Consider the following 22,247-nt stretch of genomic DNA (forward strand, 5'->3'; position numbering starts at 1 on the left):
GATAGATAACCGATGACGACGTTGTTCTATCGACTGACGACCGACGGCCGGCAACTCCCTGCGGCGTTGGATGATGCATACTCCGGACCGGTGGCGTCGGCGTGTTGGTTGATTGGGGGCGGTCCGTCGTTGGCGGAGTTGCCGCACCGTTTGATCGATGAGTCTCCGGTGCCCAAGATGTCGGTGAATCTATCGGGGACACGCATACTGCGGCCGAATTTTTGGACCTCGTACGATCCATCGGCTCGGTTTCATCGGTCGGTGTATCTTGATCCGGGAATTTTGAAGTTCGTGCATCGGCGGCGGGCCATGGATCTGGTGCCGGAGACGACCTATAAAGTTTGCGAATGTCCGGGGACCTATTTTTTTGAGCGGGATGGCCAACGGGGGTTTCATCAATTTTTGTCGCCGACGTTCCCCGGTATTGTCGATTGGGCTGATTCGATGGTGCAGGCGATCGATATTTTGTATCGCTTGGGATTTCGGATGATCTATCTGGCCGGTTGCGAGATGCGTGTGCGATTGTCGGATGCACAGTTGCAATGTGCGGCAGCGGCGGGAATCGAATTTGCACCGGGGGAGTTGTTGCGCGATTTTCTGGGGCGGGCGGAGCAGGCGGGGGTGGATTGCGACACGTTCGATGCCTTGCCGGCGGGGCCGCACTATCACTTTGACGAGCAGAAGCATGTGCGGGCAGCGGCGAATACTGATGCGCATTATTTTCGCATCGCGCAATATCTGCGGTTGTCGCGACGGTCGTTGGCGTTGGCGGGGTTGCAGTTGATTTCCGTGACGCCCGGCAGTCGTCTGAATGACTATTTTCCGTATCGCACAGTCGAGGAGGCCTGCGGGCAGATCGCTCAGGTGGTGGGGGATCCACGAACCGAACCGGTGCGCGGGTTGTATCGACAGATGGATGCGCGACAACCGGCTGAGGTGGGACCGATGCGGGACTTCAAACCACACAATTGGAAGGCTCCACGCGTGGCGCAGGTTGAGAAGCCGGTTCCCGCGGATGGGGAATTGGTGGTGGAGGCGGAAGGTTATCAACAAGCGGCAGGCAACGCTCGTCAGGCAGCCCAACAACGACTGCGCGGCGCGCTGGATGCGGTGGGGGATGCGGAACCGGCGCTGCAGGAAATGGGATAACACAAAATTCACGATGCCCGATACGACCATCATCATCCCGCAGCGAGGACATGCGGATTTGACACGGGACTGTTTGACCAGTTTGCGCGAACAGGACCGTGCGGCTTGGTCGGTCGTTGTTGTGGATGACGGGAGTCCGCAGGCAGCGACGGGGTTAACCGTGGAGGATGTTTCTCCCGGACAATTGATTCTGCAACCGCACCGTGGGGTCTCGGCGGCTTGGAACCGTGGAGCGGCCGCGTCTGGGACGCAGTTTCTGGTGTTTTTGAATAACGACACGATTTCCACGGGTCCGTGGGTCGACGAATTGGTGCGGCCGTTGCGACAGAGGGAGTGTGTTTTGACCGGAGTCGCGATGCGCGCCGAGCGGGCGTTGCCCGAATCGCTGTTGGACCAGTTGGCGATGCGGACCTTTCTGGCAGGTTGGTGTTTTGCGATTTCCGCTTCGGTATTTCGCGAGCTGGGGGGCTTTGACGAGTCGCTGCGCGTGTATTGGTCGGATACCGATTTGCAGTTGCGGGCGGCATTGCAGATGAGGTGTGATTCCCGAGAGGTGCTGCGGGATGTAGCCGGGCTACCGTTGGTGCATTTGGGGCATCGCACAGCGCATGACGGTCGCTGTTTGCCGCGGCAGCGCGAGCAATGGTGCACGGATCGCCAGGGGTTTATTGCGAAGTGGCAGCAGCGACTTGCGGGTGGTGTGTTGGGGCCTTGACTAATTTTTCGTTCGGTTTTGATATCCTCTCTTTCGGACCGGGAGCAATGCTGTGCGCATGTTGCAGGTGTGTAATGTGGGGCGGATTATGGGGGGGACGGCGGCGTGCGCGTGGACGGTGGTCCGCAGTTTGCCGGAGTTTCAACACACGGTTGTGTTTCTGAGCCGCGTGGCTGCGGAGACCCGGGTGGAGTTTGGTGATTGTGAAATCGAACAATGGGACAAAGTGACAGCCGAGCGCGTGCGTCGCAGCGGCGCCGATGTGGTTTTGTTGCACAATACCTCCGCCCGTCGCGTGGAAGGTCCTTTACCTGTGGCGACGTTGCTGTATCAGCATTCGCGCATCACGCCGGCGGCGAGCGACTTACGTGTTTTTTGTTCGCGGTGGCTGGCGGAGTGTTGTGGCGCTGGGGCGGAGACCGTATTGCATCAAGCGGTGCCAACACCCGGTGGGCGGGAGCGGCAATTCGACACGCGCGCGTTGCGGGGCAGACCGGTGGTGGGACGATTGTGTACGCCGGCGCTGCGGAAGTGGCCGGAGTTGTTGGTGGGGTTTTATGTGGAACTGGCGCAGCGGCATCCGGAGGTCGCCTGGGAGTTCGTGGGCTGTCCGGACAAGCTACAAGATCCGCTGCGCACCGCTTGCGCGGGGCAGGCCCAGTTTTTTGAAGCGGCGTGGTCGGCTCGTGAACGTTTGTGGCATTGGGATGCGTTGTTGTACCACCATCCGACGCTGACCGAGTCGTTTGGGCGAACGGCGGCCGAAGCACTGCGGGCCGGTTGCATTCCGATTGTGGATCGTCGTGGGGGATTTCAGGAACAGCTTGTCGAGGGCTGCGGCCATTTGTGTACGGGGATTGAAGAATTCAGTAGCGCGATCGCAACGTTATCCGATCCGGGCGAAAAGTTACGTCAATCACGCCGTTGCCGTGCGCATGGTGATCGGGAGTTTTCGTTGCAGCAATTTCGGGACGAGTTGTTTACGCGGTTGAGGGCGTTGGCTGTTGGGGAAACGGTGTACTAAGTTCTCAGCGGCTGAAATTTGGTGTGTGATTGATGATGCAACATCAAAATTCAGAACGAGGGTGCCACTGGCTTTGCCAGTATTTCGCAATTCTCGCAGACATTTGCCTTTGCACTGGCAAAGCCAGTGGCACCCGTGCACCCGTGAAAATTAAAAAAAATGGGTTTTGCTACGAGTTGTTATTCCGTGGACAAATGCATTACCGTAGAGCCGCGCTCTCTGATTTTACAAAACTGTTTTTTTCGGCACTCTGCCCACTGACCACTCTGCGGAATCAATCACAACCATGGAGCAGGATTCGGATCGCAATTCGTTTCTCGCGATGGCGGCCCTTTTTGAAGGAGGGTTGGTTGTCGTTGCGCTGGCGTTGGGATGGGTGTTTGGTGTGCCGCCGCTGGAGAGTTTGGTCTGGGATCCCTGGGCGGTCTTGTGGGGTTTGGTCGGTGTGGTCCCGCTGTACGCCGGTTTTATTATTTTTGACCGCTATCCCGTCGGGCCGCTGCGGACGATTAAGGAGACGCTGAACGATCTGCTGGGACCGATCTTTGCCCGCTGTAGCAAAGCCGATTTGGCTGTGGTTGCGATCTTGGCCGGGGTGGGCGAAGAGGTTTTGTTTCGCGGCTTGCTGCTGCCATTGACCGGGGGCGGGTCGTTTGTGATCGGATTGCTAATCAGCAGCCTGTTGTTTGGATTGGCGCACGCAGTCACCACGACCTATGTGATTTTAGCGGCGGTGGCCGGATTGTTTTTCGGTTTGCAATGGCATTATACGGGGAATTTGTTGGCGCCGATCATCTCGCATGCGGTCTATGATTATTTAGCATTTGTGAAGATTGCCCGCGATTTCCGCGCGTCGCCGCTGGAATTGCCGCCTCAAATTCTCGATGGGGACTCCTACGAAGACTGACGCTAAACCGCTCTGGCTGATTATTTTTGAGCGGACCAGTTTTGAGAGAGCGGCTTTTTCTGCAGGAATTGGCTATCTCAAAACTGCTCGGGCTGTGGGCGATCGTCCGGAGTTGGCAGGCTGGAGTGTGTTGCCGGTGATTGCCCTTGCCAGTCTGTGGAATGCCTCTTAGAATCCGCCGCGCATTGAGATCGGTAGGAAGCGAGCCCAAAGCTGCAGGGGCGCGAACACCGATTGCAACTGTCGAGTGAATTTCCGATCACGATTTAATTTCTCCGATCGAATTCGGGTGAAACGTATAACACGGCCGCCCGCTCAAGGACGACTTCGCAACCTCCGCATGAAGCAACCACGCGACACTACGACTGATCACCCCTCAGTAACCCAAAATGAAGGTTGGCGATTACCTTGGTTGGGTGATTCGCGTTGGTTATTGCCGTTGTTGATGATCGTCACCTTGGGGCTTCGATTGGTGTTGGTCAATGCGAACGATGTCATCAGCCGCGACGGCCTGAATTACGTCGGCTGGGCGCATATGATCGAATCGGGCAACGTCGAAAAAATTCCCGATAAATATCTGCTCAACCCCTACCCACTGTTGATCGTGCTGGTTGCCCGCACGGGAATCAATCATGTCTTGGCGGGTCAATTGATTAGCGCCGTTGCGGCGACTTTGGCCTTACTGCCGCTCTATTGGTATTGCCGGTCAGCCTTTGGGCGGCGCGTCGCCGAAATGGCGGCGCTCATCTACACAGTGCATCCCACCATGGCGCACGTGAGTAGCGAAGTATTGCGTGAAGGTTTGTACTGGCTGTTTGGGTTTTCAGCGATCGCTGTATTTTGGTCAGCGGTGCAACACAATAGTTGGTGGCGTTTTCTGCTGGGAGGCGTGCTGTGCATTGTCGCCACAATGACCCGTGTAGAAGGCATCCTTCTTTTTGTGTTGGCCGGGATGTGGTGGACGGCTCATGTCTGGCCGGAGCGGCGGCGGTTGTTTTCGAAACTTTGGAAACCCGCGCTGACCGTTTCGCTATTGTTCGCTGCGGTCGTGACCACAGCTGTGACGGTGATTCCGGCCGAAGATTGGGGGAAATGGCAGTTGGTGGCCATGGCCCGCGATTATTCTGAAAAGCATCAATCCGCGAATGCCGGATTGACGCCGGCTGATGGTCCGGAAGCCTGGGGTATGATGAAACCGCGGCGGGGCTTAAAACATCTAGCGGAAAGTTTGCCCGCCTACCAGAATAAACAGACGCGTCTGGTGGACTTGGCGAAGGATCATCTCTGGTGGGTCTACATCGCCGACCTGTCCTACCATGTGACCAAGGCTTTTGAATTTCCGACGTTGATCTGTTTGTTCATTGGATTGTACTGGGGAGGGTCCCGGTTTTGGCGCAACGAACGGGATTGGCCGTTGGTGCTGCAATCGCTGCTGGTGCTAGGAATTTTGTTGCACCATCTGGCCACCGAACATGTGATCTCGTCACGTTACGCCTTTGCCTTGATTCCCTTTGTGTTGCCGTGGACCTGTTTGGGATTCTTTCAATTCACCGATTGGCTAGGCGTGCAGATGGAGCAGGTCAATCGCGGAGCCTTGGTGCGCACGGCGACCTGCACCATTGTTTGCTGCCTGGCAGTGACATCGGTCGGCCGCTCGTTCCATTACCTGCGGGACGGGAAGGCATTGGAACGGGAATTGGGTGAGCTGGTTCGCAAGACGAGCGGCAAAAAAACAAACATCGCTTGCACACAGAAATGGCGCCGCGTTCCCTTTTATGCCAAGTCGGAATACACAAAGCTGGTTGTCCCTCCTCGAGCGGATCTGAATATTTGGCTCAAAGAAAACATCGGATGGCTGCGTAGGAACAACGTGGAGTTTTTGTTGTTAGAACGCGACTACACCTTTTTTGCCGGCGTACGCAACCGGAAATTGGCGCCATCCAGCGAACTGCAACTGCTGTTTGAGAATGATCCGCGATTTCACAAAATGTGGATCTATCGCGTGGCCCAACCAACAGATCAGGTCGCCAAAGGCGCCCAGCCCGGTCGCCGAAAGCAGTAGCTGCCTGGCGGCTACTGAGCGATCCTCAACGGCATCGTTCCCAGCGCCCCTGTCTCCCCGTCAAGGTGATAGAAAAAGGGCTTGCCGGTCAACGGATCGTTCGGAATCGGTACCGCTTTGATCTCCGACAGCTTGTCCGGAAGCACTCCGTCGTTTTTCGCGGTATACATACGGATGGCTTCGAATGCTCGCAAATGAGCGATGCGAGCGTCCTGCCTGCCGATGGCGCGGGCCGCCCCATCCAGAGCTGGCAACAACAGCGCCGCGATCGGCACAATTTCGACCGTATCACTGTTTTCTTCAATCGAATTTCGGGCGTTTCTAAATTCTTCACCCGCCTCTGCCAATGGAACGTAAGCCCACTTGAACAAGTCGTCCCGGAAATGATCGAAGACTAACGCGGTGTACAACAGGATCGCCTGACCAGTCGCCATGGCCTTGGCCTCTTCCGGCGGATGTCCCATTTTGATCAGGCCGGTCTTCGCTTCCACCGCACGGGCCAAGACCGTTTCCTGGTCCGTTTTCTTTTTGATATCGGCCAGTTCGTCGGCATCCATGCCCCCCGTGTCGGCGGCGACCTTTTCGAATTTCTTCAAAAACGCCTCCAACTCCGCTTGCCATTGTTCGGGTGTCAGCGTTTTGGTTTTAGCTGCCAATAATTGCGGGAATACAAAGTACAGGCCGTTCCCTTCCAATCCCATCGACGGACGAACATCAATAATCGGTCGCGGCAGCGCTGTCAGAGGCCAGTACAGATTCGGTGCATCGGGAGCACGGACGAACGCGGCGACCTGATCGTTGATCATCGAGACGATGGCCACGCCGATGAGATCACAAATGATGATAGGCGGTTGGGAAACATGCCGCGCCATGGCATAAGTCGTTTGAAACGTCCGTACCGCTTGTTCGTAGTCGCTTGTGGCGATCTCCAGTCGCGATTTGAGCACCAACAGTCGTGCGATGTCGCGCATCTCCTGGATTTCAGGCAGTCTGAGGTAGTACACGTTTTCCTTATATTCCGCCTGCGGCAAATCCCAGTGACAGTCGGTCCGTCGAGCGGCAATTTCTATGCTATCCAAGACGGCCTGAAATGTTTTTAGTGTTTCTCGCGCTTTATCGACGGGAAAAGTATCCAGTGGCTCTGAAGCCCAATTCCGAATATTGGTCCACAAGTTAGGATCTTGATTGAGCCGATTCGCCTCGCTGAGAAACAACAGCGCGCGGTAATACATCGTCGCCGCATTGCCTTCGGTTTGGTCCAAGTAGGGCGGCATCAACGCATATTGCAACGCCGGCGTTTCCACCCGCTGCGGCGTAAAGCTCAACGGATCGCGTTTCGCAATCGCCTGCGGCGGCGCATCGTCAGCCCAGCAGGTTTGACAAATGATGAGCAACAGCCCGACAAAAACGAAACGCATCGTTTAGGAACTCCCGCAACATGAATGTAGGGTGCGTCGCGACGCACCTTTCCCGCTTAGTCGGAACGATGTCCCTGATCAAAGAGGACAACGCATACATGAACACCCGGGGGCAAGTCACATAAATTGGTAAGCGAATTGTCCTGCCTAGAAAGGTGCGTCGTGACGCACCCTACACCTACTATTTTGTGGTGTCGCCAATAGCTTGCATCGCTTTTTGCAGGCGGTCATTGAGTTTGGCTTTGACCGACATCACTTGGGGATCCACCGAGTCGGTCAAATTGTTTAATTCTTTGGGATCATTCGCCAAATAGTACAGTTCGTCCTGCCCGGCGTTGTGGAAATCACGGACCAATTTCCAGCGGGGTGTACGGAAAGCGCGTAAATCGGCGGCGTTTTGGTTCCAGTCCCACATGCGGTATTGCACGAACACATCGTCGTCCCAGTTGGTCTTTTTGCCTTGCAGTAGCGGCAAAAAACTACGGCCGCGGAGTGTGATGTCTTTCGGGCGGGCCATGCCGGCCATCTCGAGGATTGTGGGGAACCAATCCAGAAAAGTGACACAACGGTCGATCACGGTGCCGGGCTGAATCTGGCCGGGCCAGCGGATGATGGTTGGCGTGCGTAATGAGTGGTCCCAGAGGTTGGGCCGGGCGCCGCGGTTATTCTTTAAGATCCAGCGGCCGTTGCCCTTGTGCCAAATACCGTGGTGACCCAGGTTGTACCCGTGGTCCGAGGTATAAATCACGATCGTGTTGTCGTCCAATTTCAAATCCTCCAAGGCTTGGAGGACGCGGCCTACATTACGGTCCACGCTGGCGATCGAGCCCAAATACTCGCGGGTCATTCGTTTGACACGCGGAATGTCGAGATCCGGAAAATCGGACTGGGGAACCTGGGGGTCGAGATCGCGAAATGGTCCAAAGTCGGCTGCGGACAAGGGGAGCCAAGTGCGGTCGTTGTCGATCTTGTGCGCGTTGGCGTGCGGTGCCCAGAAGTGCAGCGAAAGACAAAACGGTTTGCCCTCGCCATTTTCTTTGAGGAATTGGAGTGCATGGTCGGTTAGAATGTCAGGAGTCCACCCTGCGACGCGTCGCTCGGTTCCGTCGATCTCCACCAGCGGATTTTGCGACGTCATTCCGCCGTGCCGAAACCCGGTGAAGAGGTCATAGCCGAATTTTGTGGGATGACAGCGGTCGGTCTCCCCCAAATGCCACTTGCCAATCAGAGCGGTCCGATACCCCGCCGCCGACAATAGACGCGGCCAAACGGGCAGCGTTGGATCGAGTCCCAGGTCGGGCATTCTCTCGGGGCTGAGATAATCGGTGATGCCGGTTTCGGTCGGATAACGACTCGTCATCAGCGCCGCCCGTGAAGCGCTGCAGACCGGCGTGGCGACAAAACAATTCGTCAACCGTGCCCCTTCACGACAGAGCCGGTCCATATTCGGCGTCCGCGCATCAGGATGCCCCGCCGCTCCGAACGCCCACGGCGCGTGGTCGTCGGCAACGATCATAATGATATTCGGCCGCTCCGCTAACAACGGCGATCCCACAACGAGAATGGCCCCGACAGCTATCAACAAACGTAACATGCGAGACGTCCTCTCTCCCCTGAACAGCACTAGCGACCATCGATGAGTTGAAGGGCCATTGTACGCCAGTGAGGGCAGCTGAGCAATTTGCTTGGGACGACGAATGCATGCGCAAAAAAAACACCCCCGATCCTATTACTAAAACCGGGGGTGCGAAATCACAACACGATCGACTCCACCTCGGCAACGAACCGTTGGGTATCGTCGCTGATAAACGCGGCAACCACGTTAAACACGGCGTCCGAAAATCCACCGATGTTCAAAATGTCACCCCGTTCCGGAGCCTGCGTCGTTTCATACGGTTGAATGTCGACACACACCAATTTTGGTGCGGCGATGTCGTGACCGCCCAGTCGCATTTGGTTCTTGATGAACGCCTGCCACTCGGTGATCACACCCGTCGAACCATATCGGCCCGTGCCAACCCAACTCTCATTGTCGCTCACCAGAATCGCTCCAGCAAAACGCCGGTCGCGATACATGGTGTTCGCAAAATAGAGCGGAATCGAACAGTCCGTTCCGCCCCCACCAAACTTCGCCAGCCGCTTCGACAGACTCAAAATCGAGTCGGCCGGATCGAACTGGGCGCTGTACGCCTGCGTGTCGAATGGAATCAACACGCTGTCCGGATTGCGACGCAACATCGCTGCAGCGAACAAGGCCGCTACATCGACACAGCGCATCGTGCTCGTTGCACCCCGACCGCGACGTCCCGTGATGGCCATCGACATCGAACCGGACGTGTCCAATCCGATCACAACCGGTCCCGGCAATTCCGGTACGTTTCCGCAAGAGATCTCTGCCGCCTGGTGCAGCGCTGCTTTGATCTTGTGCGGAACCTCAGCCGAGGCGTTCAAGGAGGCCGCCAAGTATTGGTATGGAAACTGACGCGAGCGGCGAATTTCGTCCACGTCGCTCAGGCGATTGGCTACGTAATCCACCATCTCGTTGTCCCGCCAACCCTTGCTGAATACGTGATGACGCAACAACGTGTTGAGGTTCATCCGCAGCGCCTGCGGTCCCATCTGACGGGCAATTGCCTTCCAGACGGCTGGACCGAGAGCCGCATCGGCCAACAGATCCCACCGCACCGACAGACCATCTCCGTCGAGCAGTTGAATCTGCGCCTCCACCGAATCTGCTGCGCGATAGGCGATTAACTTCCGCACCGTTTCCGGCAGGTCGCCTGCGGAGGCCGGAGCCCACTTGTCGAGCTCTTTGTCCGTCAACCACCCAAACAGCGCACGTCGCTGATTGTCCTTCGGCGTTGGCCGCGCCATCCGCAATACGTCGCGCAAGCTCGGATCGTGACCGATCGAAGCCGACAACAACTTACCGACCGATGCTTCGTTCAACCACCTCGCAAATGCGCGCTGCAGCGACGACGACAGGCTGTTCCGCCCGAATTGTCCCGAACGAATCATCTGAAACATCGTCCGCAGTACGCGTCCGTTATCGACCACACGATCGAAAACGCGGTGCATCAATTCCGTATCACGATTCGACAATGCGACCAGCAGCGCCGCCGGCATGTCCTTCATGTAGGCACGCTCGCGCGCATAAACAGCTAACTGCGCTAGGTACTGGTTGTCGTCGATTTTGTCGATCAACGTCCGCACCGTATCGAGTTGATTTTGAGCGCTCGCGTAGTACGCGCCGCCGAACGTCCCGGTGGCCGCCATTTGCGCCAGCGCCTGTTTCGGCGTCAACTGATAGGCGCGACCTCCTGCTTCGTTTTTTGCGAACGCGCGTGGGAATTTGCTTTTCAAGCTTGAGAAGAGTGTGTTGTTGGCCATCATGACCTCCGTGACAAAAATAGCATCCCCTGTGAAATGACGAGCGACATCGGGCGGGGTGCGGACAAAAAAACATTCGACGAAGTATTGGGCAGAGTTCCGGCCCCGTGCTAAAAAACATAAAGGGGGCCGGGCAGGAATCGAACCAGCTAAACCATGGACTCCACTCAGGCAGTCGAATGAAAAACGTTCCGACGAAGTTGTTGATCAGAAGGCATCCCCGTGCGGGGACTCATGTGCGTTATCCAATTACGCCACGGCACACAGTTGTGCCGGTGAGATTCGAACCCACATTCTCATGATCCGATGTATTCCAATCGGTCAGTCGAAACGTCTATGTATGAAAACTTGACCGACGAAGTGTTGAGCCAGAGACTTACGCTGCTCTGCCATTGAGCTACACCTCCGTCGAAAAAAAGTGGAGGTGGTAGGACTCGAACCTACAACTCGCGGGATATGGACCATGTACTCCGATTCGGCAGTCGGTCAAATTGTTTCAAAAAATCGCCCAACGAAGGTTTGTCGAGAAATAATCGGCCGTCCGTTGCGACAACACGAACGTCGTCGCCCGTTGACCGGCCCCTTTATCTGCGGCGAACATTATTGAAAAAGTCGCGCAGACTCCAGCGCCATTCACTAGCCGGTTACCCGGAATCGCTACCTTAGGACCGTCATGGATTCCCGAACGGCAGTTGGGCAATGTTCAAGACCACTCGACGAAGGATTGGTTCAGATGGTCTTACACAAAGATGTATTCCGAACGTGCAGTCGAGCGGTGAGAGACACCGGTGAGAATCGAACTCACTGAATAACTGTGTTGCAGACAGTCGCCCGGCCATCGAGCCTCGGTGTCGTTTTGTATTAATTGTCTTTCAGCGTCGCGGGAGGGCGAAGCTCCTGCTGAGCCGCTTTTTCCACTCAGCGTGGAGCGACCCAATGGGTTTGGTCAGCGTTTTGGTTCAGCGCTGCTCGGCGGGAGCCTCGCCCTCCCTTTTTAAAAACACGCGCTAAAATATGAATTAGTAAAGACGTTTCCAAACCCGGTTGTGCTTGTCAAACACGCGTTAAAACTACGTTGGACGCCCAGCATCAGAGGGTTTGGAAACAAAAAGTAAAAAGTGCCCCCGCCAGGAATCGAACCTGGTCTTCGACCTTCGCAGAGTCGCGTGCGAATCCAGCACACTCCGAAGACTGTGGGTGTTGAGGATGCCCAATGTTAACAGCCTGGGGGCGGACTTCGTCCGTCCGCCAGCCACCCGGTGATGAGCGGAAGGTGCGAGATTCGAACTCGCATTCCTTTGATGTTCAGGAAACCGGTTTAGCAAACCGGCCCGGCCAACCGTATCCGGCTACCTTCCGTATAGTTAAGGTGACCAAGGTGGGAGTCGAACCCACAAATTCACCAGGCTCTCGACCTGGCCGCTTTTCCCATTTGCGTACTCGGCCCTCTACCCTGTTGAGACGCGGGCGGCGCAAAATGGTTCGCGTGGGAAATCGATTGTAGCGCGACCCCCCGGCGGAGCCGGGGGCTGATGGAATCATTGCGGCGGCGCTTTTATACCAGCCTCCGGCTTTGCCGGGGGGGGAATTGGTGGCACTACGGTTGGCCCCAACGCACCACCGGCGGGTTTTGCATCGATTGCGGGCTGGTCGCTGCGCCCAACTGGTGGGGGAACGTGACGAAGTGAAACCAACTTCGCATCGTTTTTTCTTGACCCACCTCAGCGGCAAATGTTCGCCAAGCGGAGAGTGTGCCGTCCGCATCGATCGTGAGTTGTTCGTCGCCCTGTTTCGAAAACTCGCTGACGGCCAATGCCAAACAACGACGGCGGTCCATGACATGCGCCCATCCTTCAGCGAGCGCAGCTGATTTCAATGGGGCGGCTTCCATCAATCGCAACTCGCCCGCCTTGCCGCGCCACACCTGCCACGGAATGTCCAGCGAGGGCCGTGCCCGCAATTCCATTTGCCACTCCGGACGCAATGAGCCATACACGGTGCGCGATGCTCCGAAATCGACCAACGTCGGCTCCTTGGCGGTAGGCGGATCGAGATTCAGATGCAACTGCCATCCCAAAGCAGCGACGTGCTGTTGCGGATCGTCGACTCGCACATCGACCTCCATCCAACTCACGCGTGCGGGGAAGACTAGATCGACCGTCCAACTCACACCCGCCAATTCCGGCGCGGTTTCAGACTTCTCAAACCGCAACCCCACCGCCATCGGCCCCTGCCGCAGAACACGCGACTTGGTTCCCGCGCCTCCCATGCGATGTTGATTCCCCTGCGCATCGCGCAGCAACAAACCTTCGGCCTGTTGCAGATGTTCCAGCGGCGGATAACTAACCGATGCCAGCAGCCCGCTCAAATCGCGAGGAACTTTCCATTCAATATACGGCGCATTAGCAATGGAATACGCATCTTCATTTTCGCTCAGCACATGCCCCCGCTCACGCTCCGGCCCCGGTTGAGTATCAGGACCGTACTGAATCGTAAACGCCGCCGTTTCGAAGGGATCCAACACCCCAGCAAAATCGAGCCACCATTTGTCGGACTCCTGCCCCGGCGTCGCATTACGAAACTGCGCCCGCACTGGCTTGCCATCACGCACCAGTCGAAACGAAGTCCCCTCCGGCACCGCCACCGGCAACGTCACCAGTTCCCCCACCGGAATCCCATGCCGCATGATGCCGTACGGTTCACGGAGGGTGAATTGGATTTCATCGGCAGCGGTTGTGAAGGGTGCCGTGAAGAGGGCGAGGAGAATTAGGGGGAGGATTTTTTGCATGATGTCTGCCGGAAGAATAGAAGAGCTTTGAGGAGTCACTTGTTGCCGGTACCCTGCAACCATTCCAGACGCAATTCAACACGACGCGGTGCATTCATGTTTAATAACCGGACGGTGGCACGCCCGATCCCGGTCTTTCCAGCGACAACACCTTCGCAAACCTCAAAATGCTCATCCCACGTATGTTTTCGTGGATCAAACAACACCGAGATTTGGCCTGAATCTGGATCAATGCTCGTTAGATTCGGACCTTTATAAGCGTTGCATCGGTCACAAGATAACGCAAGGTGCTGGGGATCCTTGGTTGGTGAGGATACGTGCTGTTTGGCAATGATGTGTTCCACATGGAATGAAACAAACGGAGTGGCTTGTTGCGGGAGATGGCAGTATTCGCACTGATCTCCGGCGGGCGGCGAACGAGTTCACGCAGCCGTATGCTCATGGCGAGTCCGGGTACTGAGCGAGGAAGCGGCGTGCCTTGGCTTGAATGATGGAAACGACGTCGACCGCTTCAACGAATTCCTTGTATTCAGCATCTTCTTCAGGCGAAAGTGTTCCGTTGTTCCCCTTTTCTCGCAAGGTCTGGATCCGGGACTCCGACTCCGCATCGGCCCGTAATTCCACGATGGTCCGCGCCATCTCCGGCGTAAACGCTTCAGTCATCGGTTCCAGAAAACGGTCAAGATAAGTGGTCGTGGTGCTCATACGCGGATTGTACGGTGTTTGTGGTGGCAACGACAAGGTGTTTTGACAAGGTTTGGGCGAATGTCAGTGTCGTAGGGTCCGCTGTGCGGACCGGTTAATCCAAAATGCTATCGCACGATGTGCGATACGTATGTGACTGTGGTCCGCACAGCGTGCCCGACTTGCTAAGAATCTGGTCGGTGCACAAGTCCTGTTTGCCAATCGAACATGGTGACTCCATTTTTGAGGCCGACATCGAAGACATAGGGCACAGAAGCTTCCACCTTAGAAAACATAATTCCCAGCACTGCGGCTTGTTGGCCAAAATTATTGATTAACGGACCATCGGACCAAATTCCGTCATCGATTTGATCCTCGGGCAGGTCACAAAGACAAGGAAATTTATTCGTAAGCTCAGAATGAACTTTTATAAAAATAGGATGCGGTTCTTCCTCTATCGTGACCGATTCCGCCAGTGCATCGAATTGTTCAAATGCCTGCTGATTATCAGTGGGGGCGGAGGGAATTTGAAATCCGATCATGTAGGCCATTTTAGTCGTCCTGTGATTTTTGGATGAATGCCATTCCTTTGCGTTTCGTCATGCACAGCATGACCTACAAATTAGTTCTCCAACAGCACCCACACATCTAGAAATTTATCTCGGCTGAATAACGCAAAACCGCATTCACCACCCATCAACTCCCAACTTTCCTTACCGGAATCATAATACCAAAGTTCCGCATCGCTGGTGTAAGCGAACTCAAACCATTTGCGAAATTCCAAGTCCCGCTCTGCTGCGGTTTCCCGAAAATATGAATTGGGGTACTGCGCTAGGACGTCGTCCCCTTGTCGAAGAATTTGGAATGCATCATCCAATGAAAGACGTTGAGTTCGCCATACTACAATTTCGGTAGTCCGCGCAAGCAACAGTTCAGCTTTCTCTGCTGGTGTGGTTGCACGTGATCGACGTAAAGCTCGATCAAGGAGCTTCTCTGCAAAAAACGCCAAGGTAAAAAACAATGCCATCAGGAAATAAGCGGTGGTTGAATGTTTCCACGAACCCTGCGGCGTGAATCCACCTGCAGCCAGCGCCATCAGGACAAGGCTAGCGAATGCCATGATTGCGAAGAACCAACGATAGAGAAATTCGATGACTCGCATAATCATTTCGTCACCGTAGGGCCGCAGTTTCAAGATTTGGACGACCATTTCGTTTCGTCATGCACAGCATGACCTACCACATTCAGGCCGATGCACAATACCCACGCCGTGCACGACCGCAAGCGGTCGGCTTGGGATCTGACAAACATCCCGTACTTTTTCCTCTGTGCCTTCTGTGAACTCTGTGGCTAATCCGTTGCCGAATCCTCAACCCACCACCTTATACCGGATCCGTTTCGGCCGCAAATCTTCTTCCCCTAACCGTTCCTTGCGGCTCGCTTCGTAGCTGCGGTAGTTGCCTTCGTGCCAATAGACTTGGCTGTCGCCTTCGAAGGCCATGATGTGCGTGGCGATGCGGTCTAGGAACCAGCGATCGTGGCTGATCACGACGGCGCAGCCGCCGAAGTTGAGTAAGCCCTCTTCCAGTGAACGGAGTGTGTCGACGTCGAGGTCGTTGGTTGGTTCGTCGAGCAGGATCAAGTTGCCGCCGCTGCGGAGGAGTTTGGCTAGGTGCACGCGGTTGCGTTCCCCGCCGGAGAGTTTGCCGACCATTTTTTGTTGGTCTGAGCCTTTGAAATTGAAGCGGCCGACGTAACTGCGGGCGTGGATTTTTGTATGGCCGACAACCAATTGGTCGACTCCGCCGGAGATCTCTTCGTAGACCGTTTTCTCGTCGTCGAGTGAATCGCGGCTTTGGTCGACATAGGCCGGCACGACAGTTTTGCCGACGCGCAATTCTCCGTCGTCGGGCTGTTCGAGGCCCATGATCATTTTGAACAGCGTGGTCTTACCCGCACCGTTGGGACCGATGATGCCCACGATGCCGCCGCGGGGGAGGTCGAAGTTCATGTTTTCAAACAGCAACCGGTCGCCGAAGCCTTTGGAGACTCCTTTGGCGCGGACGACCAGATCCCCCAGCGCGGGGCCGGAGGGGATTTGGATATCGGCGGCGTCTTCGCGGGCGTCGTATTCTTGCGCCTGCAATTGTTCGTACCGTTCCAATCGGGCGCGGTTCTTGGTCTCCCGCGCCTTGGGCGAGAGGCGGACCCATTCCAATTCCTGTTTGAGTGTTTTTTGCCGTTTCGATTCCTGTTTCTCTTCGACAGCTAGTCGTGCTCCTTTTTGTTCCAGCCAGCCGGAGTAATTTCCTTCGTACGGATAACCATGTCCGCGGTCGAGTTCCAAAATCCAACCAGCGACGTTGTCCAGGAAGTAGCGATCGTGCGTCACAGCGACCACCGTGCCGGGGAACTGTTGCAGGAAGCCTTCCAGCCAAGCCACCGATTCCGCATCGAGGTGGTTCGTTGGTTCGTCGAGCAGCAGGATATCGGGGTTCTGCAGCGCCAACTGGCACAGGGCGACGCGGCGTTTTTCGCCACCGGAGAGCGTCTTGACGACAGCATCGCCCGGGGGGAGCCGCAGCGCGTCCATGGCCATTTCGACAAACCGTTCCAGTTCCCACAAATTGGCGGCGTCGATTTGATCTTGAAGTTTCCCCTGTTCTTCGAGGACCTCTTCCATCTCCTCGGGTGAGAGGTCTTCGCCGAGCTTCATGTTGACGTCGTTGTAGCGATCCAAAATCGCCTGCGAATGGGCGACCGCTGTTTGCACACATTCGTCGACGGTTGCTTCGGGATCGAGCCGAGGCTCTTGCGGGAAATAACCGACAGTCACCCCTTTAGCCGGTTTGGCTGAACCCATGAAGTCGGTATCTTCGCCCGCCATGATTTTCAGCAGCGTCGATTTCCCCGCTCCGTTGTTGCCGAGCACGCCGATTTTTGCGCCGGGGAAATAGGAAAGCCAAACATCGTGCAGTACCTCCTTCTGCCCGAACAATTTGGTGACGCCTTCCATCGTGAAAATGTAATTCTGTGCCATTGTGTTGTCTGTTCCGTTGATTATGTGGTGATTTCCCCCGGAGTCCCGGGGGCTGAGGGGTTTATCGAATTAGCAAAGCCTGAGGTTTGTGTGGAACGACATTCTAGACAGCGGGGCCTGCGTTATGTGTCGCTGAATAATTGTCCCAGAAATGCCACCGCGGCGGCGTAGATGCCCGGTTGTTGACTTTCGCGGGGGCCGGCGATGTTCACTGTGCGAATTCTATTCGTCGCCAGCCATTCCGCAACCGAGGCGACATCTCTGTCGCTATACGGAAAAGCGACGCGGCAGGGGCGTTGCTGTCGCTTGGCCAGTCGCTCAGTGAGCGCCGTGCCGCCGGTGAGCGGTCGTCCTGCGAGGATCAGCGTGCCATCGCTATCGCGGACATTCCATTCGGTGCGGACAACGTAATCTCCCGACTCGGTTTCGGTGAGCGGATAATGCAACGGCAGCGGCCCATCTTCAGCTTTCCGCCCCAGCGGACACCAACCGCCGCAAGCGATACCAGCCACAATGGCCATATCCAAAGCGGCTCGGTCAACGCCAGTCTGGCCGCCGGAGACAATTTTTTCCACTGTGGTCGGCAAAATGAGTTCCTGCGCCGCTTGGTGGCGCGCTGTAAGTGGAGGACGATCGAAAACGAGCATCATAACGGCCGTTTCGCTTGCGGGCCACTGGCTAATGGCGGTGGGTGGAAAGGGAGTGGCCGGTGGCTAGTGGCCGGTGGCCAGAAAAAAGTAGGCGGTAGGCAGTAGGCAGTAGGCAGTAGGCAGTAGGCAGTAGGCGCGGGGGAAGTCAGTTGCGTTGAGAGACGATGGGTGGCTGGGGACGGACGTAGTCCGCCCCCAGTGGGAGTGGGGTCGGGATGTCAAACGTCTGGGCGCGAGGTTTTGCTTGTTCCAGGCGCCCCACCTTCTGACTATCGAATTGAAATGGTTGACGCTCAAGATGGTCCTCTTGCGACTTTTGTCTGATGAATAACCCTCGCTCAGTGGGAATCACCGTAAAAATTCCTTGATTTTTCCCTGGTACGCAGTGGTAAACTGCTATCCGCCCAGCAGGCAATTATCGCCTAGCTTTTTGGCGGCGTTTACGTTCTCGGAGTCTAATAATGACCAACAACCAGCACGCGCACTCTGTTTATGAAACCTCTAACGGTCCCGCCCCGCGGCGACGCCGACGTTGGGGGTGGGCCTTGGTGATGGGGCTGGTTTGTGCCACCGCCGCGATCGCTGTGGTCTACATCTTGAGTCCTCCCCATTACGTAACCTCCTCGGTGATCTACATCGATGCGACTCCCGATGTCGTAATGAATGCCGGAGTGCGCGAGAACGAAGATTTTGAGACCTACAAGCGAACGCAAATGTTTCGGGCGTTGACTCGGGTGGTGTTGGACACCGCTTTGAATGAACCGGTCCGCAACACCGAACTGAAACGCTATGGATTTAAGGCGATCGCCGACCTGCCGCTGCTCAAGGCGCAAGTCTACCCGATAGATTGGTTAGAAACGAAGCTCTCTACCGTGGGGAAGCAGGAGGAATTTTTTGCGATTCAGATGGGGCATAGCGAAAAACCGGAGGAGTTGGCGGAGATCGTCAACGCCATCACGCAAGTCTATTATCGCGACATCGTGAACGAATCGAAGCTCAATGACAAAAAGCGGATTACTCAGTTGATGGAGTTGTCCGACCAGTACGAGCAAGAATCCAAGTTAAAACGTGACCAGATCAAAAAACTGAAACGGCGGCTGGGGGTAAACGAGGACGAACCGCAAACTTTGTTGGCCGTGGCCGAGCAGGAATTGACTCACGAACTCCAATCCAGATGGTTTGAGCAATATCTGGAACGCAATACGCTTAAGCTTCAAGCACAGCAGTTCCAAAAATCCTCCTTGGATGACGACGCGATCAAGACGAATCCAGAGACCAAAGAACTGATTCGCACAATGATCAAAGAGGAATTGAAGATTGCCGCGCAGGAGGTTGCCGCCGACCGTATGCGTGCGGATATTAAACTTTTGGAGGAAACGCTCGACGACAACGAGCACTCCAAACTCGTGCAGCTCCGCGCGGACTTGGCAAAACAAGAAACCAAAATTGCGGAATTGAATGCGCAGTTAAAGCCGACACTGGAAGCAACTCTCCGCGACTATCAGGTTGCGGTTCGCGAGCAACACCAAGCAACGCAAGCGGCGCGTGTTGAGGTGTTGGACGAATCGCTTGCCGCATTGGAGGAAGAACTCGATCGCCGCAAGATTCGCTCAAAGTCCTCAAGTGTCGATTCCTTTGAACTTGAGAAACTTCAAGCTGAGGCTGAGCGGCTTGAGAAACGTTTGATGGAGATTGACGACCGCATTGAGACGTTGAGAATCGAACTCAACGCTCCGGACCGGATTAGTATTGTGCAATTGGCCGAAAAGCCCGAATCCAAAGACTACACAGCGGTCTGTACGAAGAGTGCGATTGTCGGCGGCGGAGCATTTGTGCTCGCCTTCGCCCTCACGCTGTTGATCGCCCCACGCAAATTGGTGTGATTCAGCAAACATCCACAGTTGCTGTCGATTCATAAGCGCTTAAACGCGTCTCAAATAGGGGAAAGTCCCAACCCCCATAGGGTCCCCGGTCGATCATAATAGAGTTGGTCGTCAGTGCTTCGGCGGCCAAGTCATCTCAAATTGCCGATGTCCGCAGCTGCCGTGGTTCGATTTCCTCAGCCCGCACTGCCAAGCTCTTCCGGGGACAAACATGCAGATTCGACAGATGGTCGCCCCCGACCTCAAACGCGGTTTTATTAAAGCGCTCTGTGCTTTATCGGATGTCAATTTGACCTTCGAACAAGCGGTGCCGGTCTTTCAGCGACGGCTGAATTCCGGACTGCATACCTACGTCGCCGAAAAAGATGGCGAAATCGTGGGGACCGCCTCGGTGTTCATCGAGCCGAAATTCATCCATAGCGGTGGACTGGTCGGGCACATCGAAGATGTCGCCGTCGACCCGGAGCGACATGGCGAGGGGATCGGCAACGCGCTGGTGCAACATCTGATTCAGCATTGTCAGGATCTGGGCTGTTATAAAATCTTGCTGCAATGCACGCCCGAACTGTTGCCTTACTACGAACGCGAAGGCTTCCGGCAATGGGTCTGCAATATGCGAATGGACCTACAACCCACCTCCGCCCGCGCCGCCGCCAGTTAAACCGCAAATGTAGGGTGCGTCGCGACGCACCTTTCTCGCGTAGGACGAGCGACGTGCCTCTGAAAAGAGGTCGCGCGCAGAGACGCAGAGCCGCAAAGAAGAAAAAGAGAAAATATTGGAAACCCACGTTGTAAATCAGTATTGCCCGTTCCCAACCAAGCTGCGCGTCACGTAACAGATTGTATATTGCAAAAAAACTCTCTGCGTCTTGGCGTCTTTGCGCGCGGCATTTTTTGAAGGGTGTTTTGTTGATGAGAGTATCGCTCATGTTACGAAACCCCTCACCCCGTTCCGTTTTCAGAGGGTGCGGGAGGACGGTTGCGGTGTTTGGCTTTTCGGTAGGCGAATAGCGCGATGGCAAGCAGCAGTATGCCGCCGCCGATGAGCCATTTGAGTTGCTGATTATTCTGCCGAGCGGCTTGTGCGCGGGCGGCTTCTGTTCGGGCTTCGTCGATAATGTCTTGCGGCATGCCGAGACGTTCCGCTTCGGCCAGTTGGGCATCGTGTGTTGCCCAATCGCTCTCGCTGCCGGCGACCAAAGCTGCCAGGAAATGGCCCTGTTCTTCATTGGGGAATTTCTCGAGCAACACTTCCGTTGCGCGTCGCATTTCCGGGATGTCGTTTTCTCGCGCTGCGATGGTGGCAATGTAGAGGTAGGGGGTGGGATCATCCACCTGTTGTTCAGCTGCAAGCAGCGCCAATTTCATGGCACGGTCGCGGTAAGGGGCGAGGACTTCGCGGTCGATGTCGGTCTCTTCCAAAACCGAGACGGTGCGGCCCAGTGTGTGGAATGAGTTGGGATGCTCGGGCAAGGCATCGACCAGCGCGCGTCCTTCGTCGAGGTCGCCATTCATCATCAGAGCAATCCCCAACAGGCCCCGTGCTTCGTCCGATTCGGGAGCCAATTCGACCAGCGGCCTGAGAATCTCAATCGCGCGCTGCGGGTTGTTGGCGTCTAACGCGACCTGTGCCTGATCAATCTCACCAGCGACCATGCCCGGCAAAGCCAGCCCTCCTGGAAGATCTTCGCCCGCTTGTTGAGGCGGTTGTTGACCGTTGGCCATAATTGGCAGACCGGTCAATATCGCTACGGCAAAGGTGGTCAGCAAGCCAAAACTCAACGCCATCTCAAATCCTCATTCACGCCGGCAGGCGACAGGTTCTTGTCCTAAAAAACATCACGAATCAAGGACCAGTGTACCGAAATCCCGTTCCATAAACGTTCCCAGCCAGCCTCATTTCCTGAGAATTCGTCGCTATAGCAGCGGCGACACGAATTTTTGTGGAAAAACGGCCGCAGAGTTGTATTTCGCGACGAATACGGGAAAATTGAATCTCTCGGCGAAAATGCAGCCGCTGAGTTTTTCCCCTCAGTTTTCCCAGATCAGAAGACAGACGCACAAAAATCATGGCCCTCAAAAACTACGATGCTCGCCGCGATCAATTGGTGATGGAAACCAAAACCTACTGGTCCGAGGATATCGCCAAGGAGCTGTCTGAGGAAGACAAAGCGCTGATCGCCACCGCCATTCACCGCTCGCCGGAATTGGCTGAGCAAGTTGAATACGAGCGGACGCACACCGGATTTACGCGGATCATCACCGTGACAGTCAACGATTTGGAACGGTTGTACGAACAACGCGTTTGAGTCAGCGATTCCCTACGCCGGCACACGCACTTTTTAACGGCGAAAAATCCGTTTAACCGAGATTGTCGCGGATGGGCGATTCGGTTAAGATCCGCCGCCCGTGGCAAGGCGGCTGAGAGATGCGTCCGGCCAGCTTGTCTCACTCGCGGGATTTTCCGCATCGAAATTGAGATGAAATGGAGATTCCCGTGTCCCCCAGGGCAACCGTTTAGGCCCAGGATGGCAGCC

18 protein-coding genes, 3 tRNA genes and 1 pseudogene are annotated in these 22,247 nt (G+C 55.7%); 8 read left to right on the top strand and 14 right to left on the bottom strand.

Annotation, left to right across the window (positions count from 1 at the left end; all coding sequences use genetic code 11):
* Nucleotides 1-12 precede the first annotated feature (12 nt).
* The 5 genes from Mal52_RS29575 (at nucleotide 13) to Mal52_RS05065 (ending at nucleotide 5,857) form a co-directional block, all read left to right on the top strand.
* The gene (locus Mal52_RS29575) at nucleotides 13-1,149 is read left to right on the top strand and encodes a hypothetical protein (protein WP_197534669.1); all 1,137 of its coding nucleotides are present in this window, start codon (nucleotides 13-15) and stop codon (nucleotides 1,147-1,149) included.
* Nucleotides 1,150-1,162: 13 nt separating this feature from the next.
* Nucleotides 1,163-1,864 carry a glycosyltransferase gene (locus tag Mal52_RS05050; protein WP_197534670.1) on the top strand — a complete coding sequence of 234 codons (702 nt, stop codon included), beginning with the start codon at nucleotides 1,163-1,165 and terminating at the stop codon, nucleotides 1,862-1,864.
* A gap of 58 nt (nucleotides 1,865-1,922) precedes the next feature.
* A complete protein-coding gene (locus Mal52_RS05055; RefSeq protein ID WP_145374624.1) occupies nucleotides 1,923-2,888 on the top strand; it encodes a glycosyltransferase family protein in 966 nt (321 codons plus the stop codon).
* Nucleotides 2,889-3,174: 286 nt separating this feature from the next.
* Entirely contained in the window at nucleotides 3,175-3,795 is a 621-nt protein-coding gene (locus Mal52_RS05060) for a CPBP family intramembrane glutamic endopeptidase (protein WP_145374625.1), read from the top strand.
* Between the two features lie 340 nt (nucleotides 3,796-4,135).
* Entirely contained in the window at nucleotides 4,136-5,857 is a 1,722-nt protein-coding gene (locus tag Mal52_RS05065) for an ArnT family glycosyltransferase (RefSeq protein ID WP_145374626.1), read from the top strand.
* A gap of 11 nt (nucleotides 5,858-5,868) precedes the next feature.
* Here the strand turns inward: Mal52_RS05065 and Mal52_RS05070 are convergent, their stop codons facing one another.
* The 13 genes and pseudogenes from Mal52_RS05070 to Mal52_RS05120 all read right to left on the bottom strand — a co-directional run bounded on the left by Mal52_RS05070 (nucleotide 5,869) and on the right by Mal52_RS05120 (nucleotide 17,827).
* Nucleotides 5,869-7,275 (bottom strand): hypothetical protein, encoded by a 1,407-nt coding sequence (locus tag Mal52_RS05070; RefSeq protein ID WP_145374627.1) that lies wholly within the window; start codon nucleotides 7,273-7,275, stop codon nucleotides 5,869-5,871.
* A gap of 181 nt (nucleotides 7,276-7,456) precedes the next feature.
* A complete protein-coding gene (locus Mal52_RS05075; protein WP_145374628.1) occupies nucleotides 7,457-8,869 on the bottom strand; it encodes a sulfatase family protein in 1,413 nt (470 codons plus the stop codon).
* A gap of 158 nt (nucleotides 8,870-9,027) precedes the next feature.
* On the bottom strand, nucleotides 9,028-10,665 hold the full coding sequence (locus tag Mal52_RS05080) for a TROVE domain-containing protein (RefSeq protein ID WP_145380548.1): 1,638 nt from the start codon (nucleotides 10,663-10,665) through the stop codon (nucleotides 9,028-9,030).
* Between the two features lie 780 nt (nucleotides 10,666-11,445).
* Nucleotides 11,446-11,518 (bottom strand) — tRNA-Cys (locus tag Mal52_RS29580).
* Between the two features lie 414 nt (nucleotides 11,519-11,932).
* Nucleotides 11,933-12,023: transfer RNA gene (locus Mal52_RS29585), tRNA-Ser, on the bottom strand.
* A gap of 12 nt (nucleotides 12,024-12,035) precedes the next feature.
* Nucleotides 12,036-12,111 (bottom strand) — tRNA-Leu (locus Mal52_RS05085).
* Between the two features lie 151 nt (nucleotides 12,112-12,262).
* Nucleotides 12,263-13,453 carry a hypothetical protein gene (locus Mal52_RS05090; protein WP_145374629.1) on the bottom strand — a complete coding sequence of 397 codons (1,191 nt, stop codon included), beginning with the start codon at nucleotides 13,451-13,453 and terminating at the stop codon, nucleotides 12,263-12,265.
* A gap of 35 nt (nucleotides 13,454-13,488) precedes the next feature.
* Nucleotides 13,489-13,836, bottom strand: a pseudogene (locus Mal52_RS30440) (hypothetical protein); the annotation flags it as partial.
* A 55-nt stretch (nucleotides 13,837-13,891) separates the two neighbouring features.
* Nucleotides 13,892-14,158: a hypothetical protein gene (locus Mal52_RS05100; protein ID WP_145374630.1), complete on the bottom strand. Its 267-nt coding sequence runs from the start codon at nucleotides 14,156-14,158 to the stop codon at nucleotides 13,892-13,894.
* 164 nt (nucleotides 14,159-14,322) lie between these two features.
* A complete protein-coding gene (locus tag Mal52_RS05105; RefSeq protein WP_145374631.1) occupies nucleotides 14,323-14,688 on the bottom strand; it encodes a hypothetical protein in 366 nt (121 codons plus the stop codon).
* A gap of 71 nt (nucleotides 14,689-14,759) precedes the next feature.
* Nucleotides 14,760-15,299, bottom strand: coding sequence for a hypothetical protein (locus Mal52_RS05110; RefSeq protein ID WP_145374632.1), 540 nt, complete (start codon nucleotides 15,297-15,299; stop codon nucleotides 14,760-14,762).
* A 207-nt stretch (nucleotides 15,300-15,506) separates the two neighbouring features.
* Complete coding sequence (ettA, locus tag Mal52_RS05115) at nucleotides 15,507-17,177, bottom strand: energy-dependent translational throttle protein EttA (protein ID WP_145374633.1); 1,671 nt, start codon at nucleotides 17,175-17,177, stop codon at nucleotides 15,507-15,509.
* A 122-nt stretch (nucleotides 17,178-17,299) separates the two neighbouring features.
* Nucleotides 17,300-17,827, bottom strand: a complete 528-nt coding sequence (locus tag Mal52_RS05120) for a putative molybdenum carrier protein (RefSeq protein ID WP_231962530.1) — start codon at nucleotides 17,825-17,827, stop codon at nucleotides 17,300-17,302.
* Nucleotides 17,828-18,288: 461 nt separating this feature from the next.
* Here Mal52_RS05120 and Mal52_RS05125 point away from each other — a divergent pair, with 461 nt between their 5' ends.
* Together Mal52_RS05125 and Mal52_RS05130 are read left to right on the top strand one after the other, a co-directional pair.
* Nucleotides 18,289-19,710, top strand: coding sequence for a GumC domain-containing protein (locus Mal52_RS05125; RefSeq protein WP_145374634.1), 1,422 nt, complete (start codon nucleotides 18,289-18,291; stop codon nucleotides 19,708-19,710).
* A gap of 211 nt (nucleotides 19,711-19,921) precedes the next feature.
* Entirely contained in the window at nucleotides 19,922-20,371 is a 450-nt protein-coding gene (locus Mal52_RS05130; RefSeq protein WP_145374635.1) for a GNAT family N-acetyltransferase, read from the top strand.
* Nucleotides 20,372-20,652: 281 nt separating this feature from the next.
* Here Mal52_RS05130 and Mal52_RS05135 read toward each other — a convergent pair whose 3' ends face one another.
* The gene (locus Mal52_RS05135) at nucleotides 20,653-21,498 is read right to left on the bottom strand and encodes a tetratricopeptide repeat protein (RefSeq protein WP_145374636.1); all 846 of its coding nucleotides are present in this window, start codon (nucleotides 21,496-21,498) and stop codon (nucleotides 20,653-20,655) included.
* Between the two features lie 281 nt (nucleotides 21,499-21,779).
* Between Mal52_RS05135 and Mal52_RS05140 the strand changes: the two genes are divergently transcribed.
* Entirely contained in the window at nucleotides 21,780-22,019 is a 240-nt protein-coding gene (locus Mal52_RS05140; protein ID WP_145374637.1) for a hypothetical protein, read from the top strand.
* The last annotated feature ends 228 nt before the right edge of the window (nucleotides 22,020-22,247 follow it).

It is taken from the genome of Symmachiella dynata (genome assembly GCF_007747995.1).
Classification (GTDB): Bacteria; Planctomycetota; Planctomycetia; order Planctomycetales; family Planctomycetaceae; genus Symmachiella; species Symmachiella dynata.